24 protein-coding genes are annotated in these 26,559 nt (G+C 52.7%); 10 read left to right on the plus strand and 14 right to left on the minus strand.

The window, feature by feature from the left end; translation table 11 throughout:
- Positions 1 to 17: 17 nt before the first annotated feature.
- The 6 genes from murC to BN4_RS08055 all read left to right on the plus strand — a co-directional run bounded on the left by murC (position 18) and on the right by BN4_RS08055 (position 7,596).
- The gene (gene murC / locus BN4_RS08030) at positions 18 to 1,478 is read left to right on the plus strand and encodes a UDP-N-acetylmuramate--L-alanine ligase (RefSeq protein ID WP_015414880.1); all 1,461 of its coding nucleotides are present in this window, start codon (positions 18 to 20) and stop codon (positions 1,476 to 1,478) included.
- A 3-nt stretch (positions 1,479 to 1,481) separates the two neighbouring features.
- Complete coding sequence (gene murB / locus BN4_RS08035) at positions 1,482 to 2,363, plus strand: UDP-N-acetylmuramate dehydrogenase (protein WP_015414881.1); 882 nt, start codon at positions 1,482 to 1,484, stop codon at positions 2,361 to 2,363.
- Complete coding sequence (locus BN4_RS08040; protein WP_015414882.1) at positions 2,360 to 3,211, plus strand: cell division protein FtsQ/DivIB; 852 nt, start codon at positions 2,360 to 2,362, stop codon at positions 3,209 to 3,211. Before murB ends, BN4_RS08040 begins: the two co-directional genes overlap by 4 nt.
- Positions 3,212 to 3,256: 45 nt before the next feature.
- Positions 3,257 to 4,492, plus strand: a complete 1,236-nt coding sequence (gene ftsA / locus BN4_RS08045; protein ID WP_015414884.1) for a cell division protein FtsA — start codon at positions 3,257 to 3,259, stop codon at positions 4,490 to 4,492.
- A gap of 137 nt (positions 4,493 to 4,629) precedes the next feature.
- Positions 4,630 to 5,895: a cell division protein FtsZ gene (gene ftsZ, locus BN4_RS08050; protein WP_015414885.1), complete on the plus strand. Its 1,266-nt coding sequence runs from the start codon at positions 4,630 to 4,632 to the stop codon at positions 5,893 to 5,895.
- 39 nt (positions 5,896 to 5,934) lie between these two features.
- On the plus strand, positions 5,935 to 7,596 hold the full coding sequence (locus BN4_RS08055) for a radical SAM protein (RefSeq protein ID WP_041720221.1): 1,662 nt from the start codon (positions 5,935 to 5,937) through the stop codon (positions 7,594 to 7,596).
- Between the two features lie 186 nt (positions 7,597 to 7,782).
- Here the strand turns inward: BN4_RS08055 and glyA are convergent, their stop codons facing one another.
- The 8 genes from glyA to BN4_RS08090 all read right to left on the minus strand — a co-directional run bounded on the left by glyA (position 7,783) and on the right by BN4_RS08090 (position 14,756).
- Positions 7,783 to 9,021: a serine hydroxymethyltransferase gene (gene glyA, locus BN4_RS08060; protein ID WP_015414887.1), complete on the minus strand. Its 1,239-nt coding sequence runs from the start codon at positions 9,019 to 9,021 to the stop codon at positions 7,783 to 7,785.
- A 361-nt stretch (positions 9,022 to 9,382) separates the two neighbouring features.
- Positions 9,383 to 10,621, minus strand: a complete 1,239-nt coding sequence (gene fabF / locus BN4_RS08065) for a beta-ketoacyl-ACP synthase II (RefSeq protein ID WP_015414888.1) — start codon at positions 10,619 to 10,621, stop codon at positions 9,383 to 9,385.
- Between the two features lie 98 nt (positions 10,622 to 10,719).
- Positions 10,720 to 10,953, minus strand: a complete 234-nt coding sequence (locus BN4_RS08070; RefSeq protein ID WP_015414889.1) for an acyl carrier protein — start codon at positions 10,951 to 10,953, stop codon at positions 10,720 to 10,722.
- Between the two features lie 29 nt (positions 10,954 to 10,982).
- On the minus strand, positions 10,983 to 11,726 hold the full coding sequence (gene fabG, locus BN4_RS08075; RefSeq protein ID WP_015414890.1) for a 3-oxoacyl-[acyl-carrier-protein] reductase: 744 nt from the start codon (positions 11,724 to 11,726) through the stop codon (positions 10,983 to 10,985).
- Between the two features lie 143 nt (positions 11,727 to 11,869).
- On the minus strand, positions 11,870 to 12,862 hold the full coding sequence (locus tag BN4_RS08080) for a beta-ketoacyl-ACP synthase III (RefSeq protein ID WP_015414891.1): 993 nt from the start codon (positions 12,860 to 12,862) through the stop codon (positions 11,870 to 11,872).
- A gap of 65 nt (positions 12,863 to 12,927) precedes the next feature.
- A complete protein-coding gene (gene plsX / locus BN4_RS08085) occupies positions 12,928 to 13,986 on the minus strand; it encodes a phosphate acyltransferase PlsX (protein ID WP_015414892.1) in 1,059 nt (352 codons plus the stop codon).
- On the minus strand, positions 13,979 to 14,158 hold the full coding sequence (gene rpmF, locus BN4_RS17540; protein ID WP_083863088.1) for a 50S ribosomal protein L32: 180 nt from the start codon (positions 14,156 to 14,158) through the stop codon (positions 13,979 to 13,981). Before rpmF ends, plsX begins: the two co-directional genes overlap by 8 nt.
- A gap of 79 nt (positions 14,159 to 14,237) precedes the next feature.
- Positions 14,238 to 14,756: a DUF177 domain-containing protein gene (locus BN4_RS08090; RefSeq protein WP_015414893.1), complete on the minus strand. Its 519-nt coding sequence runs from the start codon at positions 14,754 to 14,756 to the stop codon at positions 14,238 to 14,240.
- 309 nt (positions 14,757 to 15,065) lie between these two features.
- On the opposite strand from BN4_RS08090, the gene rpmB reads away from it, so the two are divergent.
- The 4 genes from rpmB to BN4_RS08115 all read left to right on the plus strand — a co-directional run bounded on the left by rpmB (position 15,066) and on the right by BN4_RS08115 (position 19,089).
- Entirely contained in the window at positions 15,066 to 15,281 is a 216-nt protein-coding gene (gene rpmB / locus BN4_RS08100; RefSeq protein ID WP_041720224.1) for a 50S ribosomal protein L28, read from the plus strand.
- 191 nt (positions 15,282 to 15,472) lie between these two features.
- On the plus strand, positions 15,473 to 16,735 hold the full coding sequence (locus BN4_RS08105) for an ABC transporter substrate-binding protein (protein WP_015414896.1): 1,263 nt from the start codon (positions 15,473 to 15,475) through the stop codon (positions 16,733 to 16,735).
- Positions 16,736 to 16,749: 14 nt separating this feature from the next.
- Positions 16,750 to 18,660 (plus strand): ATP-binding protein, encoded by a 1,911-nt coding sequence (locus BN4_RS17155; protein WP_015414897.1) that lies wholly within the window; start codon positions 16,750 to 16,752, stop codon positions 18,658 to 18,660.
- Between the two features lie 153 nt (positions 18,661 to 18,813).
- Complete coding sequence (locus tag BN4_RS08115; protein ID WP_051053249.1) at positions 18,814 to 19,089, plus strand: SHOCT domain-containing protein; 276 nt, start codon at positions 18,814 to 18,816, stop codon at positions 19,087 to 19,089.
- A 91-nt stretch (positions 19,090 to 19,180) separates the two neighbouring features.
- On the opposite strand, the gene gltX is transcribed toward BN4_RS08115, so the two are convergent.
- The 6 genes from gltX to BN4_RS08150 form a co-directional block, all read right to left on the minus strand.
- The gene (gltX, locus tag BN4_RS08120) at positions 19,181 to 20,578 is read right to left on the minus strand and encodes a glutamate--tRNA ligase (protein ID WP_015414899.1); all 1,398 of its coding nucleotides are present in this window, start codon (positions 20,576 to 20,578) and stop codon (positions 19,181 to 19,183) included.
- 532 nt (positions 20,579 to 21,110) lie between these two features.
- On the minus strand, positions 21,111 to 21,338 hold the full coding sequence (locus tag BN4_RS08130; protein ID WP_015414901.1) for a NifU family protein: 228 nt from the start codon (positions 21,336 to 21,338) through the stop codon (positions 21,111 to 21,113).
- 67 nt (positions 21,339 to 21,405) lie between these two features.
- Positions 21,406 to 22,473, minus strand: coding sequence for an HDOD domain-containing protein (locus BN4_RS08135; RefSeq protein WP_015414902.1), 1,068 nt, complete (start codon positions 22,471 to 22,473; stop codon positions 21,406 to 21,408).
- 106 nt (positions 22,474 to 22,579) lie between these two features.
- Complete coding sequence (locus tag BN4_RS08140; RefSeq protein ID WP_015414903.1) at positions 22,580 to 23,221, minus strand: MBL fold metallo-hydrolase; 642 nt, start codon at positions 23,219 to 23,221, stop codon at positions 22,580 to 22,582.
- Positions 23,222 to 23,229: 8 nt separating this feature from the next.
- Positions 23,230 to 24,627, minus strand: coding sequence for a sigma-54-dependent transcriptional regulator (locus tag BN4_RS08145; RefSeq protein ID WP_015414904.1), 1,398 nt, complete (start codon positions 24,625 to 24,627; stop codon positions 23,230 to 23,232).
- A 42-nt stretch (positions 24,628 to 24,669) separates the two neighbouring features.
- Positions 24,670 to 26,511 (minus strand): two-component system sensor histidine kinase NtrB, encoded by a 1,842-nt coding sequence (locus BN4_RS08150; protein ID WP_015414905.1) that lies wholly within the window; start codon positions 26,509 to 26,511, stop codon positions 24,670 to 24,672.
- Between the last annotated feature and the right edge of the window lie 48 nt (positions 26,512 to 26,559).

Below are 26,559 nucleotides of genomic sequence, written 5' to 3' on the forward strand. Positions count from 1 at the left end.
GGCAGGGAGAAGGAAACATGGCAGCAGCACAGGGACCATACCTTACAGTGAGCGGAGAAGCGTGTCCGGCAATGCGGGCACGAGTCAACAATATCCACATGGTGGGCATTGGCGGTTCGGGCATGAACGGCATTGCCGAAGTTCTCATCAATATGGGATTCACCATCACAGGCTCGGACCTCTCGGCATCAGCCGCAGTGCGAAGGCTTGAAAAACTGGGCGCTACCGTTTTCATCGGACACGGGGCGGATAACGTCGGAGATGCGGAAGTCCTGATCAAGTCCACAGCCATACCGGACAAGAATCCTGAAGTCATTGCGGCCAAGGAGCGCGGTATCCCCATCATCCCCCGCGCCGAAATGCTGGCCGAGCTGATGCGACTGCGGACCGGCGTCGCCATTGCCGGAACCCACGGCAAAACCACCACGACATCCCTGCTGGCGACCATCTTCACTGAAGCAGGGCTTGATCCGACGGTCATTATCGGCGGCAAGCTCAATACCTTCGGAGCCAATGCCCGTCTTGGCGAAGGCGACTATCTCATCGCTGAGGCCGATGAATCCGACGGTTCGTTCCTACTTTTGTCACCGATTATCACTGTCGTTACGAACGTGGACAGGGACCACATGGATTTTTACGCGGATCAGCAGGCCATAGATGATTCCTTTACCAAATTCATGAACTCGATCCCGTTCTACGGCATGAATGTGGTATGCGGTGATGACGAGGGTGTACAACGCCTCCTGCCCAACATCAAACGCCCCTGCCTGACTTACGGACTTGGTCCCAAGAATAAGCTGCGTGGCGAAATCATCAGTTCCCATCTCCGGTCGATTTTTCGGGTTTATCTGGACGGAAAAGAATGGGGAGAAGTCACAGTAGCGCAGCCCGGCGTGCACAATGTTCTCAATGCCCTTGCCTGTATCGGAGTGGCCCTGGAAGCCGGATTGGAAAAGAAAGACATCATCAATGGCCTGTCCAATTTCGGTGGTGTCGGACGCCGGTTCGAACGCAAGGGAGAACGCAAGGGCGTGATGGTTGTGGATGACTACGGTCATCATCCGGCGGAAATTCTTGCGACACTCAAAACAGCCAAGGAATGCTTCCCTGATCGTCGATTGGTTATCGCTTTCCAGCCCCATAGATTCTCTCGAACCCAGGCGCTCTTCGGCGATTTCTGTAAAGTTTTTGCCGAGGCCGATCTACTGATGCTTACTGAAATATATCCGGCCAGCGAATCCCCCATCCCCGGAGTCTCAGGGTTGTCCCTGGCGCAAGGAATCAAGCAGGTTTCCGAAACCAAGGTCCACTTCTTCCCGGACTTCGACGCCCTTGAGAAACGACTCAAGGACACCCTCAAGCCCGGAGACCTGTTCATCACCCAAGGCGCAGGCTCCATTTGGCAGATAGGTGAAAACTGGCTGAATCAGGCCGACACCCCGGATTTGGAAGAGGAATCCGGAGAAAACGAGGTCTAGACAATGAAACTTGAACTGATCAAGAATCCGTCATTCGCGGAACGCACGACTTTGGGACTCGGCGGCACAGCCGAGGTCGAAATAGTCGTTCGTGATACGCGTGATCTCGACGGGCTTGGGATGTTCCTCATGTCAAACCCGTTACGACCATTTGTCATTGGTGAAGGAAGCAATATCCTGGCATCCGACGGTCATCATGACATGGCCCTGATACGCACAGCCACCATGCCCGGACCGGAACGAGTCGAGAAGCAAGGAAAACAACTCATCGTTCATTGCGGTGCAGGACAAAGACTTCCTGGGCTGCTCGGTTGGGCACAAATGGCCGGACTCTCCGGTCTGGAAGGCCTCACCGGAATACCTGGATCAGTGGGAGGCAGTGTCGCCATGAACGCAGGGTCCTATGGGATGGAAATAGGTGATGCCATCACCCGAGTCCGTCTCTGGACCCCCTCGGCAGGATTGCACTGGGTTGATGCCAAGGAGTGCATTTTCGGATATCGCCACTTTTCCTGCGGTCCCGAAGCTTCCAAGGCCCTGATTTGGGAAGTGGAGTTCTCCTTGACGGAATCCTCACCCAAGGAAGTGCGGGCAACCATGAAAGATTTCTATATCCGTAAGAAAAGCACACAACCCGTGACGACAAGAAGTGCGGGCTGTGTCTTCAAAAACCCTGAAGAAAAAGCCGCAGGATTGCTCCTCGATGAAGCCGGAATGAAGGGCGTCAGCATCGGAGGCATGGCCTTCTCTAAAATGCATGCAAACTTCCTGATCAACCTTGGCACCGGGAATGCGTCAGATGCTCTGGAGCTTGTCGAAGCAGGACGGACCGCAGTCAAAACACAATTCGGTATCACTCTGGAAACGGAGGTCATCGTTTTATGAGTACCTTAACCATGGGCAAACAGAACCGATTGAAAATCGGCTCAAAAAGCGGCAACAAGCTGCACAAAAAGAAAAAACAAAACCGCAGCCTCACAGGGACCGGCCAAATCCTCATGCGTTTCATCATGACGCTCCTCGGCCTTTCCCTGATCGCCACCCTTGGGGTGGGACTGCTGTACGGCTATCGCTTCATCACCTCCACGGCGTATTTCAACCTCAAGGAAATTCAGGTGACAGGCACCAGCAGACTGACCTATGGAGACGTCCTCAGCCAGGGGAATGTCAATCTTGGCCTCAACTGCCTGGAGATGAATGTCGGCGAAGTAGAAAATAAACTCTCAAGGAATCCGTGGATTAAAAATGTGACCGTGCGGCGGCAGTTCCCTTCCACCCTGCGTATCAATGTAACCGAAAAAATCCCCATGTTCTGGATACGCCAGGGAGCCGGATTATACTTCGCGGATGCCAGGGGCAAAGTCATCGCCCCCATGCATCCTGGTGAAACGGCCTCTCTTCCTATTCTCTCTGTGGCTGAATCCATTGATGACGGGGCCGAAGTCTTGAGCGGCATCCTCAAAAAAATCCAGAATCGTCAAACACCGTTTACACAGGATCAGACCGCATGGATCAAACTGACGAGTGCCCATGAAATAGAAATTTATCTGGATGGTCACGCCGGAGGCCAGGGATTGACCGTCCGGTTATCCATGGATCGGTGGGAACTCCAATTGGAACGACTGAAAATTGCCTGGGGTGATATGATGCGCCGGGGTGAGTTCAAGAACGCGGCCATCATAGCGGCCAGCGGCGATAAAATATGGGTCAAAAAGCGTCCGAGCCGAGGCTAGAACGCAAAGATATTACAGGGAACTTTAGAGGAAAGAGGAGATATTATGGCCAGAAACGATCTCATCGTGGGCCTTGACGTAGGCACCACCAAAATATGCACAGTGGTAGGCGAAGCCAGTGATAACGGTGTCGACATCATCGGCATCGGCACTGCCCCCTCCACCGGACTGCGACGCGGCGTTGTCGTGAATATCGAGAAGACAGTCCAGTGCATCAAGAAATCCCTCGAAGACGCCGAGCTGATGGCAGGATGCGATATCCGCTCCGTCTACGCCGGTATCGCCGGGAGTCACATTCAAGGCTTCAATTCGCATGGCGTCATCGCGGTCAAAGGCGGTGAAGTCACGCAGCTTGATGTGGACCGGGTTATCGAGGCTGCCAAAGCCATCGCCATCCCGATGGACAGGGAGGTTCTCCACACCCTGCCCCAGGAATTCATCGTGGATGATCAACGCGGAATCGCCGATCCTCTGGGTATGGCCGGAGTTCGGCTTGAAGTGAAGGTTCATATCGTCACCGGAGCCGTCACCTCTGCCCAGAACATCATCCGTTCCTGCAATCGGTCAGGCCTTGATGTTTCTAATATCGTGCTGGAATCCCTGGCCTCAAGCCAGGCTGTGCTTTCACCAGAAGAACGAGAGATCGGTGTGGCCCTTGTCGACATAGGCGGCGGAACCACGGACATCGCCATTTTCTCAAAGGACTCCATCAAGCACACCTCGGTGCTGGCATTGGGCGGGCACAACCTGACCAATGACATTGCCTACGGACTGCGGACTCCCATGATGAGCGCTGAGAAGATCAAAATGGATTACGGCTGCGCCATGGCTGACCTCGTAACCACGGATGAAATCATCGAAGTGCCGAGTGTCGGAGGACGCGAATCCCGCAAGATGAGCAAACGGGTTCTGGCTGAGATTTGCGAGCCGCGCTGTGAGGAAATCCTCGCCCTGGTAGACCAGGAACTGCTCAAGTCCGGTTTCAAGAACATGATCGCAGCGGGCGTCGTTCTTACCGGCGGAACCTGCCTGATCGACGGCATGCAGGAATTAGCCGAGCAAATATTTGACCTGCCGGTCCGCATCGGCACACCAGGCGAAGGCATCGGAGGCCTGACAGAGGAAGTCAGAAGCCCCAAATACGCCACCGCTGTTGGCCTGCTGCTCCATGGAGCAGAAGAAGAAGGCCTGCAAAGAGTGCGGCCCTTCAAAATCCGCGATGATTCCGGTTTTGACCGCATCCTGTCGCGGATGAAGAAGTGGTTTACAGACATCGCCTAGAGGTATGAGGAACTCAATAAACCAAAAACTCAACAGGGAACGAGTGAAAACCAGGCGTTTTTTGTCGACACGGACCAGCCTTCAGCACGAAGCGCGTCCGGCCAAACGAAAAACACCGCTTCGAGGAGGAAGACACAATGGAATACTTTGAAATCGAACATGACACCAATGCCAAGATCAAGGTCGTAGGCTGCGGTGGCGGCGGCGGTAATGCTGTCAACAACATGATCCAGTCAGCGCTCAAGGGCGTCAAGTTCATCGTGGCCAATACTGATCACCAGGACATCAACAAATCTCTGGCTGAGCACAAGATTCAGATTGGCGAAAAACTGACAAAAGGACTGGGCGCGGGTGCGAACCCCGAAATAGGCCGTTCTGCTGCCATGGAATCTGTTGACCTGATCCGTGAGGCTCTGGAAGGCTCTGATATGGTCTTCATCACAGCCGGAATGGGGGGCGGGACCGGAACCGGCTCTGCACCGGTTGTGGCCGAAGTCGCGCGCGAAATGGGCGCACTCACCGTCGGTGTGGTGACCAAGCCCTTCTACTTTGAAGGAAAACGCCGCCTTCAGCAGGCCGAAGAAGGCGCACGTGCTTTGGCGGATGTAGTTGACTCCATCATCACCATCCCCAATGACCGCCTGCTTCAGTTAGCTGCGAAAAAGGCATCTTTCTCGGATATGCTCAAGAAAGCTGATGAAGTACTTTACTATGCAGTCAAAGGTATCGCAGACCTGATCACCGTCCACGGCCTGATCAACCTCGACTTTGCCGATGTGAAGGCCGCCATGGCTTCCTCTGGAATGGCACTGATGGGAACCGGCATTGCTTCTGGAGAATCCCGTGCCAAGGAAGCCGCCATGAAGGCGATTACCAGCCCTCTGCTGGAAGACGTCTCCATTGAAGGGGCCAAAGGCGTCCTCATCAACATCACCTGTGGCCCGGATATGCTCATTGATGAGGTCTCTGAAGCCGCTGATATTATTTACAAGGAAGCGCATGACGATGCCGAGATCTTTTTCGGTACCGTCTTCGACCCCGATGCGGGCGACGAAATGCGTATCACCGTCATCGCCACCGGCATTGAAACCGCCATGGAAGAACCGGAGCCTGTGCTGAGCAAGGCTGAGCAGCAGAAAATGTTGCTCCTCGGACCCCGCGGTACAGCCAAGAATGTCGAGCAGGCCAAACGCCCCGGGCACCAGCGCGTCATCAATACTGACCGCAATATCCCGGCGTATCTGCGCAAGGCTGGTGGCGAACTTAACACCACCGAACTGCCCAAACAGCCCATCGCCAAGCGTGCGGCAGTGGGAGCAGCCCCCGGTGAGGAGGAGTTTATCTTTGACGATGCAGAAGAGAACTTCGATGTCCCGGCCTTCATTCGCAAGAATGTTGACTAGGTCCCAAATCACTCACGCGTAAAAAAAGGAGTTGCCGTCATCGACGAGCGAACCCTGTACCATGGCGTAACGGAGCCAAGCGCTCCGGACCTCGGCGGACGGCTACCCGTAGCGATAGCTGTCCCCGGAGGGGAAAAGAACGCCGTCTCGACCCTCGGTTGGCAATCCGTATACCGGATGCTGAGCGAGGAGCCCGGCCTTGCCGTAGAACGTGTCTTCCCGGACAAGCGAGGGCTGATAGACGGTGGCGATCCTACGACGCGTGAATCACAAAGCCCACTATCCTCATTCCCTGTAATCGCCTGGAGTGTCACTTTCGAGGAGGATTTCCTCATCCTCCCTCGGACGCTCCAGGCTGCGGGCGTTCCGCCTCTTTCGGCGGAACGCTCGCGCCTTCCTCTGGTCATGGTCGGAGGACCGCCCGCCTTTCTGAATCCGGCCCCTATCGCACCCTTTGTGGATATTTTCTGGGTCGGTGAAGCGGACAATAATTTCATCCCATTCTTCCTCACGCTGAAACAACTCATCTTTGACGGTGCAGACCGCGAAACCATTCTCGACACCATCAAAGACCTCCCCGGCGTTTATGTACCCGGCAAGTCGCAAACACCTGTCCGCCGTGTTGTTTCCAGCGGTCCCGGTCCCCTGGTCGATCCCGGATTCTCCTGTTTCATTTCAGGCCATGCCACCTTTCGCGACACACTGCTCCTGGAGGTCAACCGGGGCTGCCCTTACGGCTGTCGCTTTTGTGCCGCCGGATTTATCTACCGTCCTCCCAGAAATGCCGATATCGATGAACTCAAACGCATTGTGGAACTCACTGATCCACCGAAGATAGGGCTTGTGGGGACCGCACTCACGGATTGGCCCGATCTGCTTCCATTTCTTAAATGGATTCACGGACAGAAGAAGAAATTTTCACTCTCGTCCATGCGGGCGGACGGAATTACCGAAGAATTGCTTATCTATTTGCGGGAACGTGGCATACGCACCATTACCCTCGCTCTTGAAGGGGCCAGCGAACGGCTACGTAACATGATGAGCAAAAAGCTCGATCCCGAGGACTTCCTCAATGCAGTCCGTCTCTGTGCCCGCTATGGCGTCAATCATCTCAAGATGTATCTTATTGCCGGGTGGCCCGATGAAACTGATGAGGATTATGAAGAGCTGCGTGATTTCCTCGAAAAGATAGTCCAGATTCGCTCGGAGGAACCTGGAGGCCGCAAAAAGCATTTCATGCGCATCACCATCGGCGTCAGTTCTTTGGTCCCCAAGCCGTTTACACCATTTCAATGGGCACCGATGACAGGCGAAGAGGCACTGAACAGACGAATGAAAATGCTGACCAAAATGGTCAAACCATACAAGGGCGTTACACTCCACCACGACAACCCATTCCAAGCCCGACTACAGGCGCTCTTGGCCCGCGGCGGCGAAGAACTTGCCGACTTCATCCTCCTGGCAGCAGAGCATGGCGGATGGAAAAAAGCGCTCAAACGGTGGGATGGTGATATTGACGCAACTCTATCCCGCGAACGCACCAAGGATGAATTCTTTCCTTGGGAAGTTATCGACATCGGCGTCAAGCGCGAACATCTCTGGAAAGAATGGTCGCGTTCCAAGAAAGCCCAAGTCAGTCCCAAATGTTCACCCAAAGGATGTACTCACTGTGTGGGATGCGGTATGGAGAAAGATTCATAACACCACTCAATAAGGTCCAAATGTGTACCACATCTGACCCAATATCCATCTCGTTAAAAGCGAAAGCATTTTCTTGATTCCCACCCTGTTTGCACCTTACAATTCGGCTTCTCTCTTTCTCTACAGAAAGCAAAAAAAAAGTCCGTTCCCCCGTGGAACGGACTTTTTTTTTGAATCAGTTTCTGTCTACCAGGCGAAAAGCGGGAATTCCTGAGCGAACTCTTCAACTTCCACGCTGATTTCCTTGAGAATCTTATCATCATTAATGTTGTTCAATGCGGCAGTAATGGCCTCAGCAACAACAATCATATCTTCTTCAATCATGCCACGAGTGGTCAGAGCCGGGGTTCCGATGCGGATACCCGACGTCTGGAACGGAGACTTTGTTTCGAACGGAATAGTGTTCTTATTGGCGGTGATTCCTGCCTTGTCGAGGGCGATCTGAGCATCTTTACCGGTGTAATCTAGTTCGGAAAGGTCAAGCAACATCATGTGGTTATCAGTACCACCGGAGACGAGCTTGTGCCCCGCTTCCTGAAGTGATGCGGCAAGCTGCTTGGCATTCTTGACGACCTGCTGCTGATACTCGATAAATCCGGGGGACAGAGCTTCACCAAAGGCAACAGCCTTGGCAGCGATGACATGCATGAGCGGGCCGCCCTGGATACCGGGGAAGATGTTCGAATTCAGTTCCTGTTCCAAATCTTCATTGGAAAGAATCATACCTCCACGAGGACCGCGCAAGGTTTTGTGCGTGGTGGTCGTGGTGTAGTGGGCATGCTCAATGCAGCTCGGATGCTCACCAGCGGCGATAAGACCGGCTATGTGGGCCATGTCGACAAGCAACTTTGCTCCGACTTCATCGGCAATCTTACGGAATCGAGCAAAGTCGATTATCCGTGGGTAGGCTGAGGCACCTGCTATGATGAGTGAGGGCTTGTGCTCCTTGGCAAGCGCCTCCACCTGATCATAATCGATGGTCTGGGTTTCGCGGGAAACACCATAATGAACCATATTGAAAAGCTTACCGGAGAAATTGACCGGGGACCCATGAGTCAGGTGTCCACCGTGTGAAAGATCCATACCAAGCACGGTGTCGCCGGGCTTGCATGCAGCAAAATAGACAGCCATATTTGCCTGTGAACCGGAGTGGGGCTGCACATTGACATATGCGGCTTCGAACAATTCCTTGGCGCGGTCACGAGCCAATTCTTCGACCTGATCAACGAATTCACACCCTCCATACCAACGCTTGCCCGGATACCCTTCGGCGTACTTGTGGGTCATGACGCTTCCCTGGGCCTGACGAACAGCAGTAGAGACGAAATTTTCGCTGGCAATGAGTTCCAGCTTGGTCACCTGCCGTTCAGCTTCGGAGATGATTGTTTTGGCCACTGCCGGGTCTTGGAGTAACAGCTCTTCCATCGATTTTACCTCGTGTTGAGTGTGGATGCGAATGGCTTCCCACGCCAATCGCGCAGCATTGACGGTCCATGCGCCCTGCCCGAAATCCGAGTTTTTTCACCCGGTACCGGCCATGACTCCCGCCAGCCCGCGTGGGGTGGAGATCCGTCCTTATATCAATACAGCAGGGCCGATCAGCCCAACTGGGAGACACCCCTTTCGGGCCTTATGTTGTAGTGGAAGTCGCACCTCGTACGCAAGGGAAATCAGCATCCGCATTCCTCGCAAAAAACGCATCTCGACTGACATTGCATTGCCTTTTCAGCACTCGGACTCACTCGTCTATTCCACTAAAAAGGGAGGCCGTATGGCCTCCCCGTTCTTAGTCTGCAAAACGCTTGAAGAGTATACAAGCATTCGTGCCACCGAATCCGAATGAATTCGAAAGCACATAATTGACCTGTTTTTCTCGCGGTCCGTCAGCGCACACATCAAGGTCGCAATCAGGATCGGGAGTGTCGCGGTTTATGGTGCCGGGAATGATACCCTCGACCAGGGTTTTGACGGCAAATGCCGATTCAACACCACCGGCTGCGCCCAGCAAATGCCCTATCTGGGATTTGTTGGCACAGATATCAATATTATAGGCATGATCACCAAAGACCTTTTTAATGGCCCTGGTTTCGCATAGGTCATTCAACTTGGTGGAAGTTCCGTGCGCATTGATATGATCGATCTCACTGGGATCTATCTTAGCCTCCCGAACAGCAGCCGTCATGGCCAGCGCCATGCCTGCGCCGTCTTCGGGCGGTGCTGTCATGTGATAGGCATCGCCCGAAGCGCCAAATCCGACCACTTCGGCCAGAATTTCAGCACCGCGAGCCTTGGCATGATCAAGAGACTCAAGCAACAGCAGTCCAGCGCCTTCACCCATGACGAAACCACTCCGGTCCGCGTCAAAAGGACGGGATGCAAGCTCCGGCTCGTCGTTGCGCACGGACAAAGCCTTCATGGAGTTGAACCCTGCAACGCCAAGTTGCGTAATAGTGGATTCAGCTCCACCACAGATCATGACGTCTGCCCGCCCAATGGCGATATCAGTATAAGCCGCACCCACGGCATGAGTACCGGAGGCACAAGCCGTGGTCGTGCAGATATTCGGCCCCATGGCTCCTGCCTCAATGGACACCTGACCGGCGGCCATGTTGGCAATGAGGATGGGAATGAAGAAAGGCGAGATTCGCCCCGGACCTTTTTTCAACAGCTTGGCATGCATGTCCTCAATGGACTGGAGACCACCCAGGCCCACGCCGATAATGGTTCCGGCGCGATCCTTTTCTTCCTCGGGAATGGTCCACCCAGCGTTCTCGAAAAGCTGCTTTGTGGCACAGACCGCATATTGGGTAAAAGTCTCCATGCGGCGTGCTTCTTTTTTGTTGATGAAAACAGTGGGATCGAAATCCTTGATTTCACCGGCAATCTGGGTAGCAAAATCCGCAGGATCGAACCGAGTGATCGGGCCAATACCGGACTTGCCTGCCAGAAGATTCTGCCAACTGGTCTCAACGTCATTGCCGATCGGAGTGATGGCCGCAACGCTCGTGACGACAACCCTATTCATAATATGTATCCGTATTGTCTACGTGTAATAAATGAAAAAGGAGCGCCTCTCACGAAGTGATAAGGCGCTCGCATTAATATCTGTATCGAATCAAGCAGTTAAACAGCCTTTTCGATGTGGGAGATAGCGTCCTGAACCTTGATGATTTTCTGGGCGTCTTCATCATCGATTTCCAGGTCGAACTCTTCTTCCATGGCCATGATCAGTTCTGTCAGATCCAGGGAATCAGCACCCAGATCTTCAACGAAGGCGGCACCTTCAACAACTTCATCTGCACTCACACCAAGCTGGTCAACGATAATTTCTTTAACTTTTGCTGCAACGTCGGACATACTTTCCTCCAGTATCGATTTTTCTTTGATTACATGTACATACCGCCATTAACGCCCAAGACCTGTCCGGTAATATACCCTGCTCCGGGACCGGCCAGAAAGGCGACTGCGGCTGCGATATCCTCGGACTGCCCGAGGGATTTTAACGGGATCTGTGCCAACATGGCTTCGACGACCTTTTCAGGCAATTCGGCTGTCATATCGGTCTCAATGAAGCCGGGAGCCACGGCATTGACCGTGATCCCACGCCCTGCCAGCTCACGAGCTGCGGACTTGGTCAGGCCTATAAGACCTGCCTTGGCGGAACAATAATTGGCCTGACCGGCATTCCCCATCTGGCCGACGATGCTGGTAATGTTGATGATACGCCCGGAACGTTGCTTGCCCATAATCTTGGACGCTTCCTTGAGAAAGGAGAAACAACCGGTGAGATTGATCTGAATGACCTTATCCCAGTCATCATCCTTCATACGCATCATCAGGCCATCGCGAGTGATGCCCGCGTTATTGACCAGCACTTCGAGGTTTGCCTTGCCTTTGATCTCAGTCTTGAAAAAATCGGCAATAGCGTCACGATCTCCGGAGTCCAGTTGAAAGGCCTTGGCCTTGCCACCGTTATGCGCAATGGCTGCAACCACCTTGTCTGCCTCTTCCGGGCGGCTTACGTAGGTCAGGTAGACCTCAAAGCCCTCGGCAGCGAGTCGCTCGGCGATTGTTCGACCTATGCCACGGGAACCACCCGTGACCAGCGCGACTTTAGGAAGATCACTCATGTATCATATACCTCGTGAATTTCTCTTTGATCTGCACCCATTATACCAATTGATTCATGACTGCAAATTTCAGGGGTGCGACATGGTGCAGTCGTCTATCATACTTGTGTTACGAAAGTATAGCGAAACACATGTTTGAATGCCTAAAAGCGAATCAAACCGGCACCCCAGGTAAATCCACCACCAAAGGCCGGCATGAGCACAAGGTCACCCTTCTTGATAAAGCCACTCTCGACGGCCTCTGACAGGGCCAATGGCACCGATGCTGCGGAAGTATTCCCGTAGCGGTCGATGTTGCAGAAAACTTTCTCTTCAGCGATATCGAACTTCCTGCCCACGGCATCAATTATACGCCAATTGGCCTGATGCGGGATCAGGACATCGATCTCTTTTTTATCAATACCGTGCTTGGCCAGTAATTTCTGAGACACACCGACCATGTTTCGCACAGCGTGTTTGAAAATATCACGGCCTTGCATTCTGACAAAATATTCATCACCGATCACATCACCCTTTTTGTAGGAATGAGCTGATCCGCCCCCGTCCACAGCAAGCAAGTCGCCAAGACTGCCGTCTGCACCGAGCATGACGTCCACGAGTTCAGGCAGATCCTCATCCTTGTCATTGGCGGTCATGATCGTTGCACCGGAAGCATCGCCGAAAAGAACGCACGTTGTACGGTCTTCCCAGTTCACTCTGCGGGAGACGACCTCAGCCGTCACCACCAGAATCTTGCTGTCCGGTTCGAGCATCAAATACCCGCGTGCAGTCTGAAGTGCGTAGAGGAACCCTGAACATGCAGCCTGGATATCAACACACATCTGTCCGGTAATACCAAGCTTTTCCTGAATACGGCAGGAGCAGGACGGAATCACGGAATCAGGGGTAAAGGTGCCGCAGACTATATGGGTCAATTCGCTGGCATCCATGCCAGCCTGGGAAAGGGCGTGTTTGGCGGCTTCATAAGCCAAGTCAGAAGCAGCCTGGTCTTCAGCCACTATATGACGTTGCTTGATGCCTGTGCGAGTGGTGATCCACTCGTCGGACGTATCGACGATTTTTTCAAGGTCGGCATTGGTGAGGATTCGCTCGGGAGCGTACCGCCCAAAGCCGCGTAGGACGAAGTTCTTGTTCATGGGGGGTGATGTAAGGGATTGCCCTGGTTCGGTCAAGCAGTGCAGAGTCTTGCACCACTGACCGATCAGGCAGCGTCCTTTCCTGCTTTTTCCGATTTTCCAACCAGGTCGCTATGCGCGGCCAATCCTTTGGCAAGATGCTCGTGAGCTTTGTTACGCACACTCGTGGCTGCCATACGAATGCAGTTGATCATGGCGAGTTCATTGGACTTGCCATGGGCGACGATGACATCACCCTTGAGACCAAGCAACGGGGCTCCGCCATACTCGGCATAATCAACAACTTTCTGAAACCGTTTGAAAGCGCCCAGCGAGAGCATTGCTCCAAGTTTCGAGAGCCAGCTTGAAGTCAGTTCGCGCTTCAGGATACGTCCCATGGATTTGGCAAGTCCTTCGGACAGCTTGAGCGCAACATTACCCACAAAACCATCACAGACCACCACGTCCACGTCACCGGTAAATATATCGCGCCCTTCAACATTGCCGATAAAGCGCAGCTTGGAAGATCGCAAGAGATCAAATGCCTCACGAACAGCGGCATTGCCCTTGCCCTCTTCCTCTCCGATGGACAGAATCCCCACAGACGGGTTGTCCATCTCAAGCACATGCCGCGCCAGGACGTCAGCCATAAGGCCGAACTGAAGCAAATGTTGCGGTTTGGAATCGACATTGGCCCCGACATCCAGAAGGACGACAGGTTTTTTCTCCGTCGGCATGATTCCGGCCAGGGCAGGACGTAAGACGCCTTTGATTCGCCCGAGCACAAACATGCCGCAGGCAACCGTGGCACCGGAATTCCCAGCAGAGACCACGCCGTCAGCATCTCCGGATTTGACAAGTCGACAAGCAACTTGGATGGAGGAATCCCGTTTTCGGCGCAAAGCGTCTGCGGGCTTATCATCCATCTCGACAACCTGGGTTGCCGAAACCACAGAGACATCCAACCCGTCGATAGAGAGATCGGCAAGCTCGGCGTTGATACGGTCCTCATCTCCGACGAGGATTATGGCTATGCCCTCGCGCGCGGCCTCGACCGCAGCGGGAACGACGATATGAGGGCCAAAGTCGCCCCCCATGGCATCCACGGCAATGCGTGGAGCCATCTGCGCGTCGTTGCTAGGCATCTTCGCTGCTGACTACCTGACGACCCTTGTAGGTGCCGCACACGGCGCAAGCGCGATGGGGAAGATTCGGCTCACCGCACTCGCAGTAAACAACGTTTGGAACTGCCACGTTATCGTGAGAACGGCGCATGCCTTTGCGGGACCGGGAAGTCTTTTTCTTGGGGACTGCCATGATGTATACCTCGTTTTATGATGTCTTCTGTTATTTCATCACACGCACAAACGGAGAACCGATGTCCGTGCAAGGGGCGTTACTTTATCTTCAAGTTGCGGAAAACCGCAAGCCTTTCGTCGCCCTCATCCTGCTCACACGCACACGCTTCCTTGTTCAGGTCCTTGCCGCACTTGGGGCACATCCCCTTGCAGCCGTCGGAACACAGCGGTTTGACAGGCAAAATGATCGCGAATTCTTCCCAAAGGATGGCACCGATGTTGAGTTGCAGCTGCCCGCTTTCCGTACGAACCCTCGGCTCCTCGTCATCCTCTTCCTCCGGAAGAGCTTCGTAGGAATCAAAGGTTGTCTCAATAGGCAGAGTAAAGGACTCGATGCATCGATCGCATGCCATCCGTACACTTCCCTTGAGAGTACCCCGTACCAAAGCGGCATTTTCTCCTTGAGGCAGAATAAAGACCTGTGCGACCAGATCTTCGCAGGGCTGAACGTCAATGGAAAATTCTTTCCATCCCTCGTGCCACAGCGACTGGTCATCGAAAGTCATCTCTCGACCCTCAGCGGAGATATCACTCATTGCTATCCATTGATCAGGCATAATTTCCTCCGTTGCCCTTGTACCCGACATACAAAAACGTTACACTAAAAAGCCTCTGCAAGAGCCATTTTGACCAGGCAGCGATCTTTTCCAGACAAGCGGTTTTTTGGCCACAAAGGGCACCGCGAGTGTTCGGGCAACCGCTGCTTCCTATATGGGAAGTTTTTCCGTTGTCAAGAAAAAAACCCTTGCCATTTGTGAAAAGGCTCGGTAATGAATCACTCCCGCTGACGGAGGAAGCTACCAACCTCATGCAGCGACTCAACACGAAAAACAAACGATTCTATAAGAATACGCGAGGAGGTCGCAATGTCCCAGGTTTGCGATATATGTGGTAAAGGTCCCCAGAGCGGCAACAATGTCAGCCACTCCCACATCAAGACCAAACGCCGTTTCATGCCTAACCTGCAAAAGGTCCGCCACCAGTTGGAGTCCGGGCAGGTTGTGAGCATTAAGGCTTGCACGCGCTGCATTCGTAACGGAGCTATCACCAAGCCCGTCGCCGCCCCAAAGACCGGCGCCTAAGTCTCCCAGCATTTCGCTCTATGAGCATAGCTGCTGCCGAATTGACTCGGTAGCAGCTTTTTTGCGTTTCTCTTCACAGCCCTCCATGACTATAATACCTTTTATTGCACACTCATTTTATACTATATAAGAAATAAGGTACCCGTTCCAACCTGAGCGCCAATCGAATTGCATAAGGGGGGGAGGAAGAGATGCTCACGCTCAGAGGTTTCAGTCTTATATGGCTAGCGACCTTCCTGCTGACCGGCTTGTGGCCTTCTGCCGTCTTTCCTGCCACGGATTCTCCTCTGGTATTCCTGCACTGTTGGGCTGAGACTTCCGGCCGAAAAACTCCTGAAGTGCACCAGATCATCAGAACGATTATACCCAACGCCAAAATTCAGACACCGGGCTTGCCTGCGGGAACATGCCTGGAGAGCCTCCTCTCGTCACACTCCCCGCCTGATCTGCTCACTTCATGGGCAGGAGCGCGAATCCAATGTCTTGTCAATAAAACGGCCATCACTCCGATTGACACACTCTGGGCGAAAACCGATTTGGATAAGGCCTTTCCGCCATCGATTTCCGAAGCATGCACAGTCAAAGGCCACAAATACGCACTGCCAGTGGCTATGCACCCTGTCGTTTTTTTCTATAACAAGCGAATCCTGGCCCAGCATGGCATCATGCCTCCCACGACATGGAAACAATTCATTGCCGCATGCGACCAACTCAAAAGCGCCGGAATACCCCCCTTTGCCCTTGGTTCAAAGGCAGGATGGCCTGCCCAGTTCTGGTTTGACGCCCTGCTGCTCCGAACAGCAGGCCCGAAATACAGACAAGCCCTAATGGAAAATAGAGCTTCCTACCGGGACCCACAGGTAAAAAAAGTCTTCACCATCTGGAAATCACTTCTCGACGCCAAGTATTTCAACACTTCTCCCGATGCTCTCGACTGGGAGGAAGCAGCTCGACTGGTCCATGACGGCAAGGCCGCGATGACTCTCTCAGAAAGCCGAATAATAACCATCTTCGAAAAAAAACTTAATTGGCGACAGGGGACTGATTTCGATTTTTTCCCATTCCCGATCATGGATGAGTCTATCGCAAGAATTCCCTTCGGTCCTCTTGACGTCATTGCCGTTGCCAGCAAAGCGAGGCGAGAAAAGGCACTGGAAGCGCTTATACATTTCGCGGCCCCAGGCCCGCAAATGGCGCTCAGTCGATCTGCCGGAGCACTTTCCCCGAGCCGCCTCATCCCTTTGACTTTTTACTCACCAATGCAAAGGAGACTGCTCCACGCCATTCGGGTTGCTCCCCATTGGGCGTTCAATTACGATCTGGCAACACCACCGGAAATGGCCAGGCTCGGGCTTGCTGCGTTTGCAGATTTCATTAAGAATCCCATGACCATCAATTCGATTCTCAATGCTCTTGCAGACCGGATTCACGAACAGATTCATACGATCAGATAGGGACGGAAACGGGTATGCATGTATACAAGAAAAGCCTGATATTCAATATTGGCACAGTTGTTCTCCTGGTAGAATTCCTGGTGCTGGTATCCCTCGGACTTTTCTACATCGAACGTTTTTCCTGGGAAATAGACAGAAATCTCGAAGCGTCGGTTCGCCTTCCTGGCCAATTGATGAACAAACAACTTCTCAAATACGAATCCGTCTCGGATATCGGCGTCATGCAAGACCTGGTTGGCAACGAATTTCTCGATGCCATGGTCATCGGATCGGACGGACGTATTTATTATGCCTTTGACCAATCCATGGTGGGAAACAGCCTGACTGAGTACCCTCAACAAGCCGACAATCTGACCGCTCTGATCCGCACTGATAAGGAAATATACAAACCAAACAATGTGAGCGTGATCTCCATAACTCCCCTTGTCGCTTTTCCTGGAGCCAAACCTTTCTTTCATGTTTTCGTTAAAGCAAGCACTCATGAAGCCAAAGCCAAAAAATGGCGCATTGCCGCGCTTTTCATCTTCGGTTCCCTTTTCTGCATCTGTCTCACCTCAGCCGTCATTATCGACTATACCCGTCGCAGGGTGACCCGCCCACTGCGAGAACTCAAACAAGTGGCCGATGCCCTTCGCCTGGACGGACGAGGATTTTCCTTCCCCGTAGATCGGGACGACGAAATAGGTGACCTGGCCAAAAGCTTTGACGCCATGCAAACCGCCATCGAACGAACTATCAAGGAACTGAAAGAAGCCAACAAGGTCATCAGTCAACGGGAACAGCGACTTGCGGCGTTTATCAAGGCCATGCCCGACATTATGTTCGTTCTCGACATGGATGGCCGCTATGAAGACATCTATACACCGGAGGAAACCCTTCTTTACAAGGACACTCTCGAACTCAAAGGGCAGTTGATGCATGAGGTTCTCCCCACACCCAGTGCTGATAAATTTCTCGAAATCATCCATGAATGTATTGAGACAGGCACGGTACAAACACTGGAATATGAACTGCCGCTTCAGACCGGTAACACGTGGTTTGAAGCGCGCATTTCACGCATTGGTGATAAATCTGAGGTACAGGGAACGGTCTGGCTGGTTCGAGATATCACATATCGGAAAGATATGGAGCAGCGACTCACCAAGGCCAAAGACGATGCAGAACAGGTCAGCCAACGGCTTCGGGAACTGGATGAGACCAAATCCACTCTGGTTTCTTCCGTGTCACATGAACTGCGCACCCCGCTCACATCATTGCTGGGATTCTCCAAATTGATCCTCAAAAATTTTGCCAATCATTTTTGGCCCCTGGCCAAGGACAACCCCAAACTCCTGACCAAAGGTTCACAAATCGTCGAAAATCTTAATATTCTCATTCACGAAGGAAATCGATTAACCCGGCTTATCAATGACGTTTTGGACCTGAATAAAATCGAAATGGGCTACACTGAATGGAATGACCAGAAGGTTCACCCTACCGAATTGATCCACATGGCTGCACAATCCGCCAGCGGTCAATTCGACAACAACCCTCAACTCGAACTGCTCACACAGACTGACGAGGATTTACCTGATATCACTGTGGATATTGACCGTCTGCTTCAGGTGTTGCTCAACTTACTGACTAATGCGGCCAAATTCACAGCCAAAGGATCGGTAACCCTCTCTGCCCATCGCCCACGCCCAGACACCATTCGATTTGAGGTCAGTGACACCGGACCGGGCATCCCCTTTCATGAACAGGAGCGTATTTTTGAAATATTCCACCAAGCCGGGCATGTCGGCCCGGCTGACGACAAGCCCAATGGCGCAGGACTGGGTTTGGCCATAAGCAGGGACATCATCAACCATTACCATGGCACCATATGGGTCGAATCAAAATCCGGTGAAGGTGCCACTTTTATTATCGAACTGCCCCTCACATAGGAACCTGTGCACTTTCTGTCTTCCTGTTGACACTAAAATTGCACAAATGCACAAGACAAAACACACCACAGTCACTTTAACATACCGTCATTACTCGATTACTTCCTTGGCACGCCACATGCAAATGTGAAGTAAAAGACAAGGAAAGCAACAATGACACTCTTCAATACTTTCAGCACATGGTGTACTGGTTCAGGATTCGGGCATGGCTCTGGGTGGGGCATGAGCGGATATTCCCCTTTTCATATGGGTGGTTTATTTCAAATACTTCTCATCGGTCTGGTTGTTTTTTTGGCAGTCAGGGTACTCCGCAAGCCCCCTGTCGCCACGTCGGGTTCCCTCTCTCCGCTCGACACGCTCAAAAGCAGATATGCCGAGGGTAAAATAGACAAGCAGACCTATGATCGCATGAAACACGAACTCCGTTAGCTCAGCGCGATACTCGTGTCCTCTCCGTAACAGAGAAGCCCCTACCGGATGGTCCGGCAGGGGCTTCTCGTGTTTATAGCCATGTTGAGAATTACAATGTAATCGCTCTTTTCAACCGAGCCAGAGTTTGCTCTTTCCCAAGCGCAATCATGGTCTCGAACAAACCAGGAGACTGTGTCTTACCGACGATAGCCACACGAATAGGCTGAGCAATGGCCTTGAACTTTATGTCTTTATCCTCCAAGAACTGCCGATGCAAATCCTCCAGTGACTTCTCGGAATACTCTTCCAGAGCTTCCATCCGTTCAAGAATTTCCGACAGCAAAGCTCGGGTCTCCTCGGTCAGGAATTTTTCCACTGCTTTGTCGTCGTATGGCAAAGCCGATGCATCCACGATGAACGGTTGAGCCTGTTCCAGCATATCAATCACTGATTTGGCACGAGTCTGCAAGAGAGGAACGATCCGTAAGAAAGTCGCCTTGTCAACAGCTTTCGCTGCTTCTTCTCCCACCTCGCGAATGTGAAATTCATGCAGCAGATCGGCGATTCTCTCCGGGGCTGCTTCCTGCATATATTGACCATTCACCCATTCGAACTTGGTCAGATCAAACACCGACGGTGATTTGCCGAGATTGTCAGTGCTGAATAACCGGACCATCTCATCCATGCTGAACAGTTCCTGATCTCCATGCGACCATCCAAGCCGTGCCAAATAGTTGCACACAGCCTCAGGCAGATAGCCCATCTTCTCATACTCCATCACCGACAGCGCACCATGACGTTTGGACAGCTTTTTCTTGTCCGGTCCCAAAATCATCGGAACATGACCGAATTGCGGCACCTCCCACCCCAGAGCCTTGTAAATCAGAATCTGGCGCGGTGTATTGTTCACATGGTCATCACCACGCATAACCGTGTTCACACCCATATCATGGTCGTCAACCACCACGGCCAGGTTATAGGTCGGAGTTCCATCGCTCCGGCGCAAGATCATATCGTCCATCTCCACATTCTCCACGCTGATATGCCCCTTGACCATGTCGACATATCCGGTCGCGCCGTCCTGTGGAGTTTTCAGACGAACAACGCCCTCTTTCAGCCCCATGGCCCGACATGTCCCATCATACTTGGGTTTCCGACCTTCCTGCATGGCCCTCTCCCGCATGGCATCCACATCTTCCTTGGAACATTGGCAATAATAGGCATGCCCTGCATCCAGGAGCTGATCGATAACTTCATTATGCCTTTCCATACGGGAAGACTGAAATACAATCTCGCCATCGTGTTCCAGCCCCAGCCATTTCATGGAATCTATAATCGCATCCGTTGCCGCCTGAGTGGACCGCTCCCGGTCCGTGTCCTCAATGCGAAGGCGAAATTCTCCACCAGCAGCACGAGCCAGCAACCAGGAAAATAGCGCAGTACGAGCACCACCAATATGCAAATACCCCGTCGGGCTTGGTGCAAATCGAGAAACAATCTTCGTCATGACAAATATCTCCTTATATGCCGGTTTTTGCCTCCGGCGGCTCAAGAAACCTTTTGAAAAAGGGTTTCTTGAGAATCTTCCAAAACTTCTTAGTGCGCTTCGCGGGGCGCTCCGGCCACAGCCTGACATTCATTGGATCGAAACATCAGAGTTCATATCTTACCGGTTCGTCAAATATAAATAACATCAGTTTTTTTTGCCTCAATCAATCTTCAAGTGATGTTGAAGAATGGCCTCCGGCGGCTCAAAAAGCCTTTTGAAAAAGGGTTTCTTGAGAATCTTCCAAAACTTCATAGTGCGCTTCGCGGAGCGCTCCGGTCACAGCCTGACATTCATTGGATCGAAACATCAAGGCCAGCTTCCATATTCCCCCAGGACACCGGGACTTCACTTACCCGCACACATGTGCAGAGAAAAAATTTAGGAGAGAGGGGATGGGGGGGAAGGGGAGAGAGGGAAGCCCTTTACAAAGGGTTCCCTCTCTCCCCTTCCCCCCATCTGCCGAAAACAGACACAAAAATATCACTGTAATCTAATCAACGGCTTCAACGCCTTTGGCTTCAGCAACTTCCTTGAGAACAATCCGCTCGATGCCGTTCTTGAGCGTCATCTGGGACATGGGGCATCCTTTGCAGGCTCCGGTGAGTCGAACCTGAACAATACCGGATTTGGTAACGTCCACAAGTTCGACGTCGCCACCATCGCTTTGCAACATGGGACGAACTTTTTCCAGCACAGCTTGAACTTTTTCATAAAGCATAATTTTCTTCCTTGAGGTCTTTTGGATGGAGAGAAGTACGGTTTTGCCCTGAGCATGTCAATTCAGGCTATTGGGGGATCAGAATCCCGAACGCCTCGTCCAGTTCTTCATCAAGATCTTCGATCATCTCATCAATTCTGTCAGGGGTCAGCCCCATGGATGCCCATATTTTCGGATTGGGCGGCTGCACGAAAAATTCACCACTGGAGCCGACACCCAGTCCGGTGGCAATGGTTTCGGCGCAATGAACCAGAGCGGGTTCATCCTCCTTGAGATTTTCCTTGGGTGTATGATGTTCGATCACGGCAGAAACGAGGACAAAGGGGAAATTCCATTTACGGAGCAACATCCCTCCCAGCGTGGCATGGTCGAATCCCAATAATTTTTTCTCCTGTTCCCACAGCAGAATATCCTTGCTTCTGGCATGAGACAGAACTGCGACGGCCCTTTCCGGCTCAGCCTGAAGCAGGATGAGTTGGCCTATGTCATGGAGAAGTCCGGCGACAAAAGCGCGCTCGGGATCTCCCTTGCCCGTGATGCGACACAGCCGACGTGCGATAAGGCCACATGTGACAGAATGCTTCCAGAACAATTCCATGTCCAGGACCTCGGCGGGGATGTCCTTGAACAAAGAAAGCACCGATGTTCCCACGGCCAGAGTGGAAAGCTGGTTGACACCGACCACAGTGACTGCACGGGAGATTGTATCAATCTGCATGGGGAGACTATAAAAAGCGGAATTGACCATCCGCAACAGAAAAGCAGTTAGGCTCGGGTCCTGACTGATGATATTCGCAAGATCATCAGCCGAAGTGGCATCGGCATTGATGGCCTGCTGCAACTCCAAAAAGGCTTGAGGCAATGAAGGAAGTTGATGCTCTTTTCTCAGGATATCCAGAGGATCAAGCGGTTCAATCAACGGAAGCGCTTCCTCTGACGGGGAATATGCGTAATGCTGGGGATTGAGAGCCATGTCATGAGCCACAAATCGCGCACCATGACGGGCCAGCCGTTTGATGGAATCATCGGGATTTTTGACGAACTTAAAACGTCTGGTCAGAAGTTTTTTTGCCGCCTCCAAGAATTCCGGGGCGACATCCATCGTATTTCCGTTGGCATCCGTATGTTCGGCCATGAGGTGATCCTATATCAGTTTGAAGCAGACAGCTTTCATGACTCTAAAAGAAAACAACAGGAAGCAAAAGGGGTTTATGACAAAAAAGCGTCGCTGAAAGTGGGAATCATTTGAAAATTCCCGGACTGAAATGAGGATTGTTTTCCTTTTCGTGAATGACTGTTGTCATGGGACCATGCCCGGAATAGATACGGGTGGCATCTGGCAGAATAAAGAGGCGCGAACGGATGGACCCGATCAATTCCGGCCCGGAGCCACGAGGGAGGTCTGTTCGCCCCACCGCGATCATGAAAATAAGGTCTCCCACAAAAACGCATTGGGCAGCGGGGAAGAAAAAAGAAAGACTTCCCGGAGTGTGTCCGGGGGTATCGAGAACCAGCATGGGCTGACCGAGTACAGTTCGCGCACCAGGCCCGACTGGCTGAAAGTCGAAATCGATATGGGAAACAAATTCCCGAAGCCCCCCGGCCTCAAGAGATATTTCTTTGAGAAAATCATCCTGCCCGCTGGCGTGAACAGGCACATCAAAACGGGAGAGCACCTCTTTGACGCCGCCTATATGGTCAAGATGAAAATGCGTGAGGTAGATGGCTTTCAGATCAAAGCCTTTTTCCTCTATCCTCCTAACAAGACGCTGAGGAGCCACCCCGACGTCAATAACCACCGCTTCATCCCCGACACTGAGTAAGTAACAGTTCGTTTCATCAGGGCCAAGAACGAAGGTCTCTATGGTCAATCTTTTGGGCATACAGGATCCTAGCGGCGCGTCAATCCGAATTTCTTGAGCTTGTACTGGAGAGTTCGCCGACTGATCCCAAGAGCATCTGCCGTACGTTCCCGATGGTTTCCATTTTCTTCCAAGGCCCGCATGATTGCCAACTTCTCGGCTTCCTCCAAAGAAGCAGGGGTGCTGACCATCGGAGACAGGATCTCCGGCTCAATACCACTTGTCATATCCAAAGCGGCCTCGCGGGCTCCTGCCACCTGAGGGGGGAGGAGATCGGGACCAAGGGCATCTGACCGGGAAAGAATCAGCGCACGTTCGAGAACATTCTCCAGCTCACGCACATTCCCCGGCCAATCATATCCGGACAAGGCATCGAGAAATGCGGGAGTCACGGTTCGAATGATCTTGTTGTTCTTGTTTCCGAGGCGACGCAACAAAAAGCTGACCAACAGAGGAAGGTCCTCCTTGCGTTCGCACAGAGGAGGGATACGAATCTCAAGCACGGCGAGTCGATAAAAAAGATCCTCACGGAATCGTCCGGCAGCAACCTCGGCCTTGAGATTCCGGTTTGTCGCGGCGATAATGCGCGTGTCCACCTTGACGGTCTTCACCGATCCCAGAGGTTCAATGGTCTTTTCCTGCAAGGCGCGCAACAGTTTCGCCTGAAGTGCAGCAGGCATCTCACCTATTTCATCGAGAAACAGCGTTCCGCCGTCAGCCAGTTGAAAACGTCCGGGCTTATCCTTGACAGCCCCGGTAAATGCACCTTTCTCATATCCAAAGAGTTCGCTTTCGAGGAGGTCGTCAGGCAGCGCCGCGCAGTTGACCTTGATCAACGGTCGATTGCTCCGGTTACTCGCCCGGTGCAGTCCTTCGGCCACCAGTTCCTTACCTGTTCCTGATTGGCCGAGAATAAGCACCGTCGCCTCACTGGGACCGGCTTGACCGATGAGATCACGTACCCGTTCGATACCGGGGCTGGCCCCGATAAAGTCCGGCTCGCCACCGACCTGAGCCTTGAGGCGGATATTTTCCTTGATCAACGTGTGATATTCGTAGGCCTTGCCCATCACGGCAACGAGTTCATCATTGTCGGCAGGCTTGGTCAGATAGTCGAATGCACCCTTTTTCATGGCATCCACCGCACTGCCTACACTCCCGAACGCCGTGAGCAACACAACGGGCATACCAGGCCTACGCACCTGAAATTCCTTGAGCAGCTGCATCCCATCCATGCCGGGCATTTTCATATCCACCATGGCAACATCAGGGTACGTGTCGGATTCGGCTTCCTCGGCCAGCACGCTCAAAGCACGCTCACCAGAGTCTGCTTCAAGGACAGTCCAGCCGTCATCTTCCAGCACGGCCCGCACCATCAATCTGTGGCCCGGTTCATCATCCACGATCAAGACTATTCTATTGTCCATATGTACTCCGGTTCCTTCTGAACATTTCAAACCAATCACGGCCTATGAACGGGCTTCGGTATCCCTGTCCGGGAAGAACAGATTGACCCTGAGGCCCGCACCCGGCAACGAATCAATGAAAACCTTTCCCCTGTGGGCACGCATGATATTCTGAACAATGGCCAGCCCAAGCCCGGTCCCGGTCTTCTTGCCGGTCACGAAAGGCTTGAAAACATCATCGGTCATGAGAGGGTCCATACCCGGCCCATCATCGGCCACGGTGATCCAGACACCACCATCTTCATGTGTTGAAGTCAGGCAAATATGTCCGGGCTTGTCGCAGTCCTGACAGGCGGCTATGGCATCCAGGCTATTAGAAATGAGATTGAGCAATATCTGCCGCAGGGCATCCTGATCCGCATAAGCTGGATCAGTGCCGAACTCAAAAGTTAACTCCGTCTCTTTGCTCTGAAAATCAAACCGCATAAGCTGTCTCAACGATTCCCCCACGTCCGAAAGATTGACAGCCACGGGATCGAGTTGCCGGGGTTTCGCCAGATAAAGCAAGTCCGTGACGACACGGTTCAGCCGGTCGGCCTCCTGCACCATGGTGGTCGCATATTGATCAAGAGGGGGCTGTCCCTTAAGCTTATTGGCAAAGAGCTGGGCAAAACCTCGCAGGGAACTCAGGGGATTTCGAACTTCGTGAGCCACCCCTGCGGCAAGGGAACCAATGGCGGCAAGACGGTTGGCTTCGTTCAAATCTTCCTCCAGGGAACGGATTTCTGTCCGATCTCGTAGAAGGACAAGACGTTGCCCCAATTCAGGAGCGGCGTCCTCATCGCTGGCCTGAAACGGCAGGGACAGAATTTCCAACTGGCGGCCCTGATAATCGAATTGCTCCCACTCGTACGGCGCAATACAGGTCAGATCATCAATATGCCGTCCAAAGGGAAAATCGCACCAGTTGACGCCGATAATTTCCGGGGCCGCTTGACCGTTTCCTTCCTCTTCACCCTCGGCCTTGGCAGGGGCTAGCAATTTTTTGGCAGAATGGTTGGCCGCCATGATTTCACCGGACTCACCGAGTGTCACCAATCCGTCAGGCATGTTATCAAGCAGCTTGTTCTGAAAACGCTCCATGCGAACAAGCTTGCGGCCTTCACCCCGTCTTCTGAGATATGCGAAAACCAATGACCAGAGAACAACTGCGGCGAGAAAGACATACCCTGTCTGGTAGGTTGCAGCCCGACGATACTGGCGGAATTGGTCCAGATGCTTTTCAGCATTGAATCCGACGACAAGATAAATCGGCGGAGGTTCGCGATCAAACCGATCCGCTCCATGCCCGCGTCCCTGTCCCATCATCATACCCTGATGCATCATGCCGTCTCCCCTCCCCTGCGGGGCTTTGCCCGTCGCCAGCGCGGCAATGCCGGGGTTGACCTTCAGGCCGGAAATGAGCACTCCCTGCTTGCCGAATTCGGCCATCACATGCCAGGCCCGACCAACTTCGATATTACGAGTCACATTTCCCGGCAACTCTAGAGATGGATTGTTCTTGCCCTTGTCGGATGTCACCAGCACATGGCTGTCGTCATCATACAAAGTGATAAAGACAATATCCTCGGATTTGGCAAGTTCAGTGAAAAGTTCTTCAGCCATGGCAGGGAAAAGGGGAGCGGCCTGGGAATTCATACGCAAGGAACGCATGATACGAGTCAGGTTGTTATCAACCCCACGCAAAATGGAGGAGCCAGTCATGATCATGTGATCCTCCACCAGCTCACGCTGATGGGCTATCGACCGCCACGTCAGATACAGACTGCCAAGCCCCAACACGATCAGTGCCAGAACCAGGGCAACCAGCGGCCCTTTTTCTTTCCCGCTTGAATGGACTTCCATCGCGCCTCTCTAGTCTCCCCAGGGTGCGTTGTAAACATCTTTGGGGCT

The organism is Pseudodesulfovibrio piezophilus C1TLV30 (assembly GCF_000341895.1).
Classification (GTDB): Bacteria; Desulfobacterota; Desulfovibrionia; order Desulfovibrionales; family Desulfovibrionaceae; genus Pseudodesulfovibrio; species Pseudodesulfovibrio piezophilus.

Coding starts and splice junctions, on each gene's coding strand:
- BN4_RS08105 (WP_015414896.1), top strand. CDS start 15,473: ATGCTCACGCTCAGAGGTTTCAGTCTTATATGGCTAGCGACCTTCCTG.
- glyA (WP_015414887.1), bottom strand. CDS start 9,021: ATGGAAGAGCTGTTACTCCAAGACCCGGCAGTGGCCAAAACAATCATC.
- BN4_RS08040 (WP_015414882.1), top strand. CDS start 2,360: ATGAGTACCTTAACCATGGGCAAACAGAACCGATTGAAAATCGGCTCA.
- BN4_RS08150 (WP_015414905.1), bottom strand. CDS start 26,511: ATGGAAGTCCATTCAAGCGGGAAAGAAAAAGGGCCGCTGGTTGCCCTG.
- BN4_RS08145 (WP_015414904.1), bottom strand. CDS start 24,627: ATGGACAATAGAATAGTCTTGATCGTGGATGATGAACCGGGCCACAGA.
- ftsA (WP_015414884.1), top strand. CDS start 3,257: ATGGCCAGAAACGATCTCATCGTGGGCCTTGACGTAGGCACCACCAAA.
- BN4_RS17155 (WP_015414897.1), top strand. CDS start 16,750: ATGCATGTATACAAGAAAAGCCTGATATTCAATATTGGCACAGTTGTT.
- BN4_RS08070 (WP_015414889.1), bottom strand. CDS start 10,953: ATGTCCGACGTTGCAGCAAAAGTTAAAGAAATTATCGTTGACCAGCTT.
- BN4_RS08135 (WP_015414902.1), bottom strand. CDS start 22,473: ATGGCCGAACATACGGATGCCAACGGAAATACGATGGATGTCGCCCCG.
- rpmF (WP_083863088.1), bottom strand. CDS start 14,158: ATGGCAGTCCCCAAGAAAAAGACTTCCCGGTCCCGCAAAGGCATGCGC.
- ftsZ (WP_015414885.1), top strand. CDS start 4,630: ATGGAATACTTTGAAATCGAACATGACACCAATGCCAAGATCAAGGTC.
- plsX (WP_015414892.1), bottom strand. CDS start 13,986: ATGCCTAGCAACGACGCGCAGATGGCTCCACGCATTGCCGTGGATGCC.
- BN4_RS08080 (WP_015414891.1), bottom strand. CDS start 12,862: ATGAACAAGAACTTCGTCCTACGCGGCTTTGGGCGGTACGCTCCCGAG.
- fabG (WP_015414890.1), bottom strand. CDS start 11,726: ATGAGTGATCTTCCTAAAGTCGCGCTGGTCACGGGTGGTTCCCGTGGC.
- BN4_RS08115 (WP_051053249.1), top strand. CDS start 18,814: ATGACACTCTTCAATACTTTCAGCACATGGTGTACTGGTTCAGGATTC.
- murB (WP_015414881.1), top strand. CDS start 1,482: ATGAAACTTGAACTGATCAAGAATCCGTCATTCGCGGAACGCACGACT.
- fabF (WP_015414888.1), bottom strand. CDS start 10,621: ATGAATAGGGTTGTCGTCACGAGCGTTGCGGCCATCACTCCGATCGGC.
- murC (WP_015414880.1), top strand. CDS start 18: ATGGCAGCAGCACAGGGACCATACCTTACAGTGAGCGGAGAAGCGTGT.
- BN4_RS08140 (WP_015414903.1), bottom strand. CDS start 23,221: ATGCCCAAAAGATTGACCATAGAGACCTTCGTTCTTGGCCCTGATGAA.
- gltX (WP_015414899.1), bottom strand. CDS start 20,578: ATGACGAAGATTGTTTCTCGATTTGCACCAAGCCCGACGGGGTATTTG.
- BN4_RS08130 (WP_015414901.1), bottom strand. CDS start 21,338: ATGCTTTATGAAAAAGTTCAAGCTGTGCTGGAAAAAGTTCGTCCCATG.
- BN4_RS08090 (WP_015414893.1), bottom strand. CDS start 14,756: ATGCCTGATCAATGGATAGCAATGAGTGATATCTCCGCTGAGGGTCGA.
- rpmB (WP_041720224.1), top strand. CDS start 15,066: ATGTCCCAGGTTTGCGATATATGTGGTAAAGGTCCCCAGAGCGGCAAC.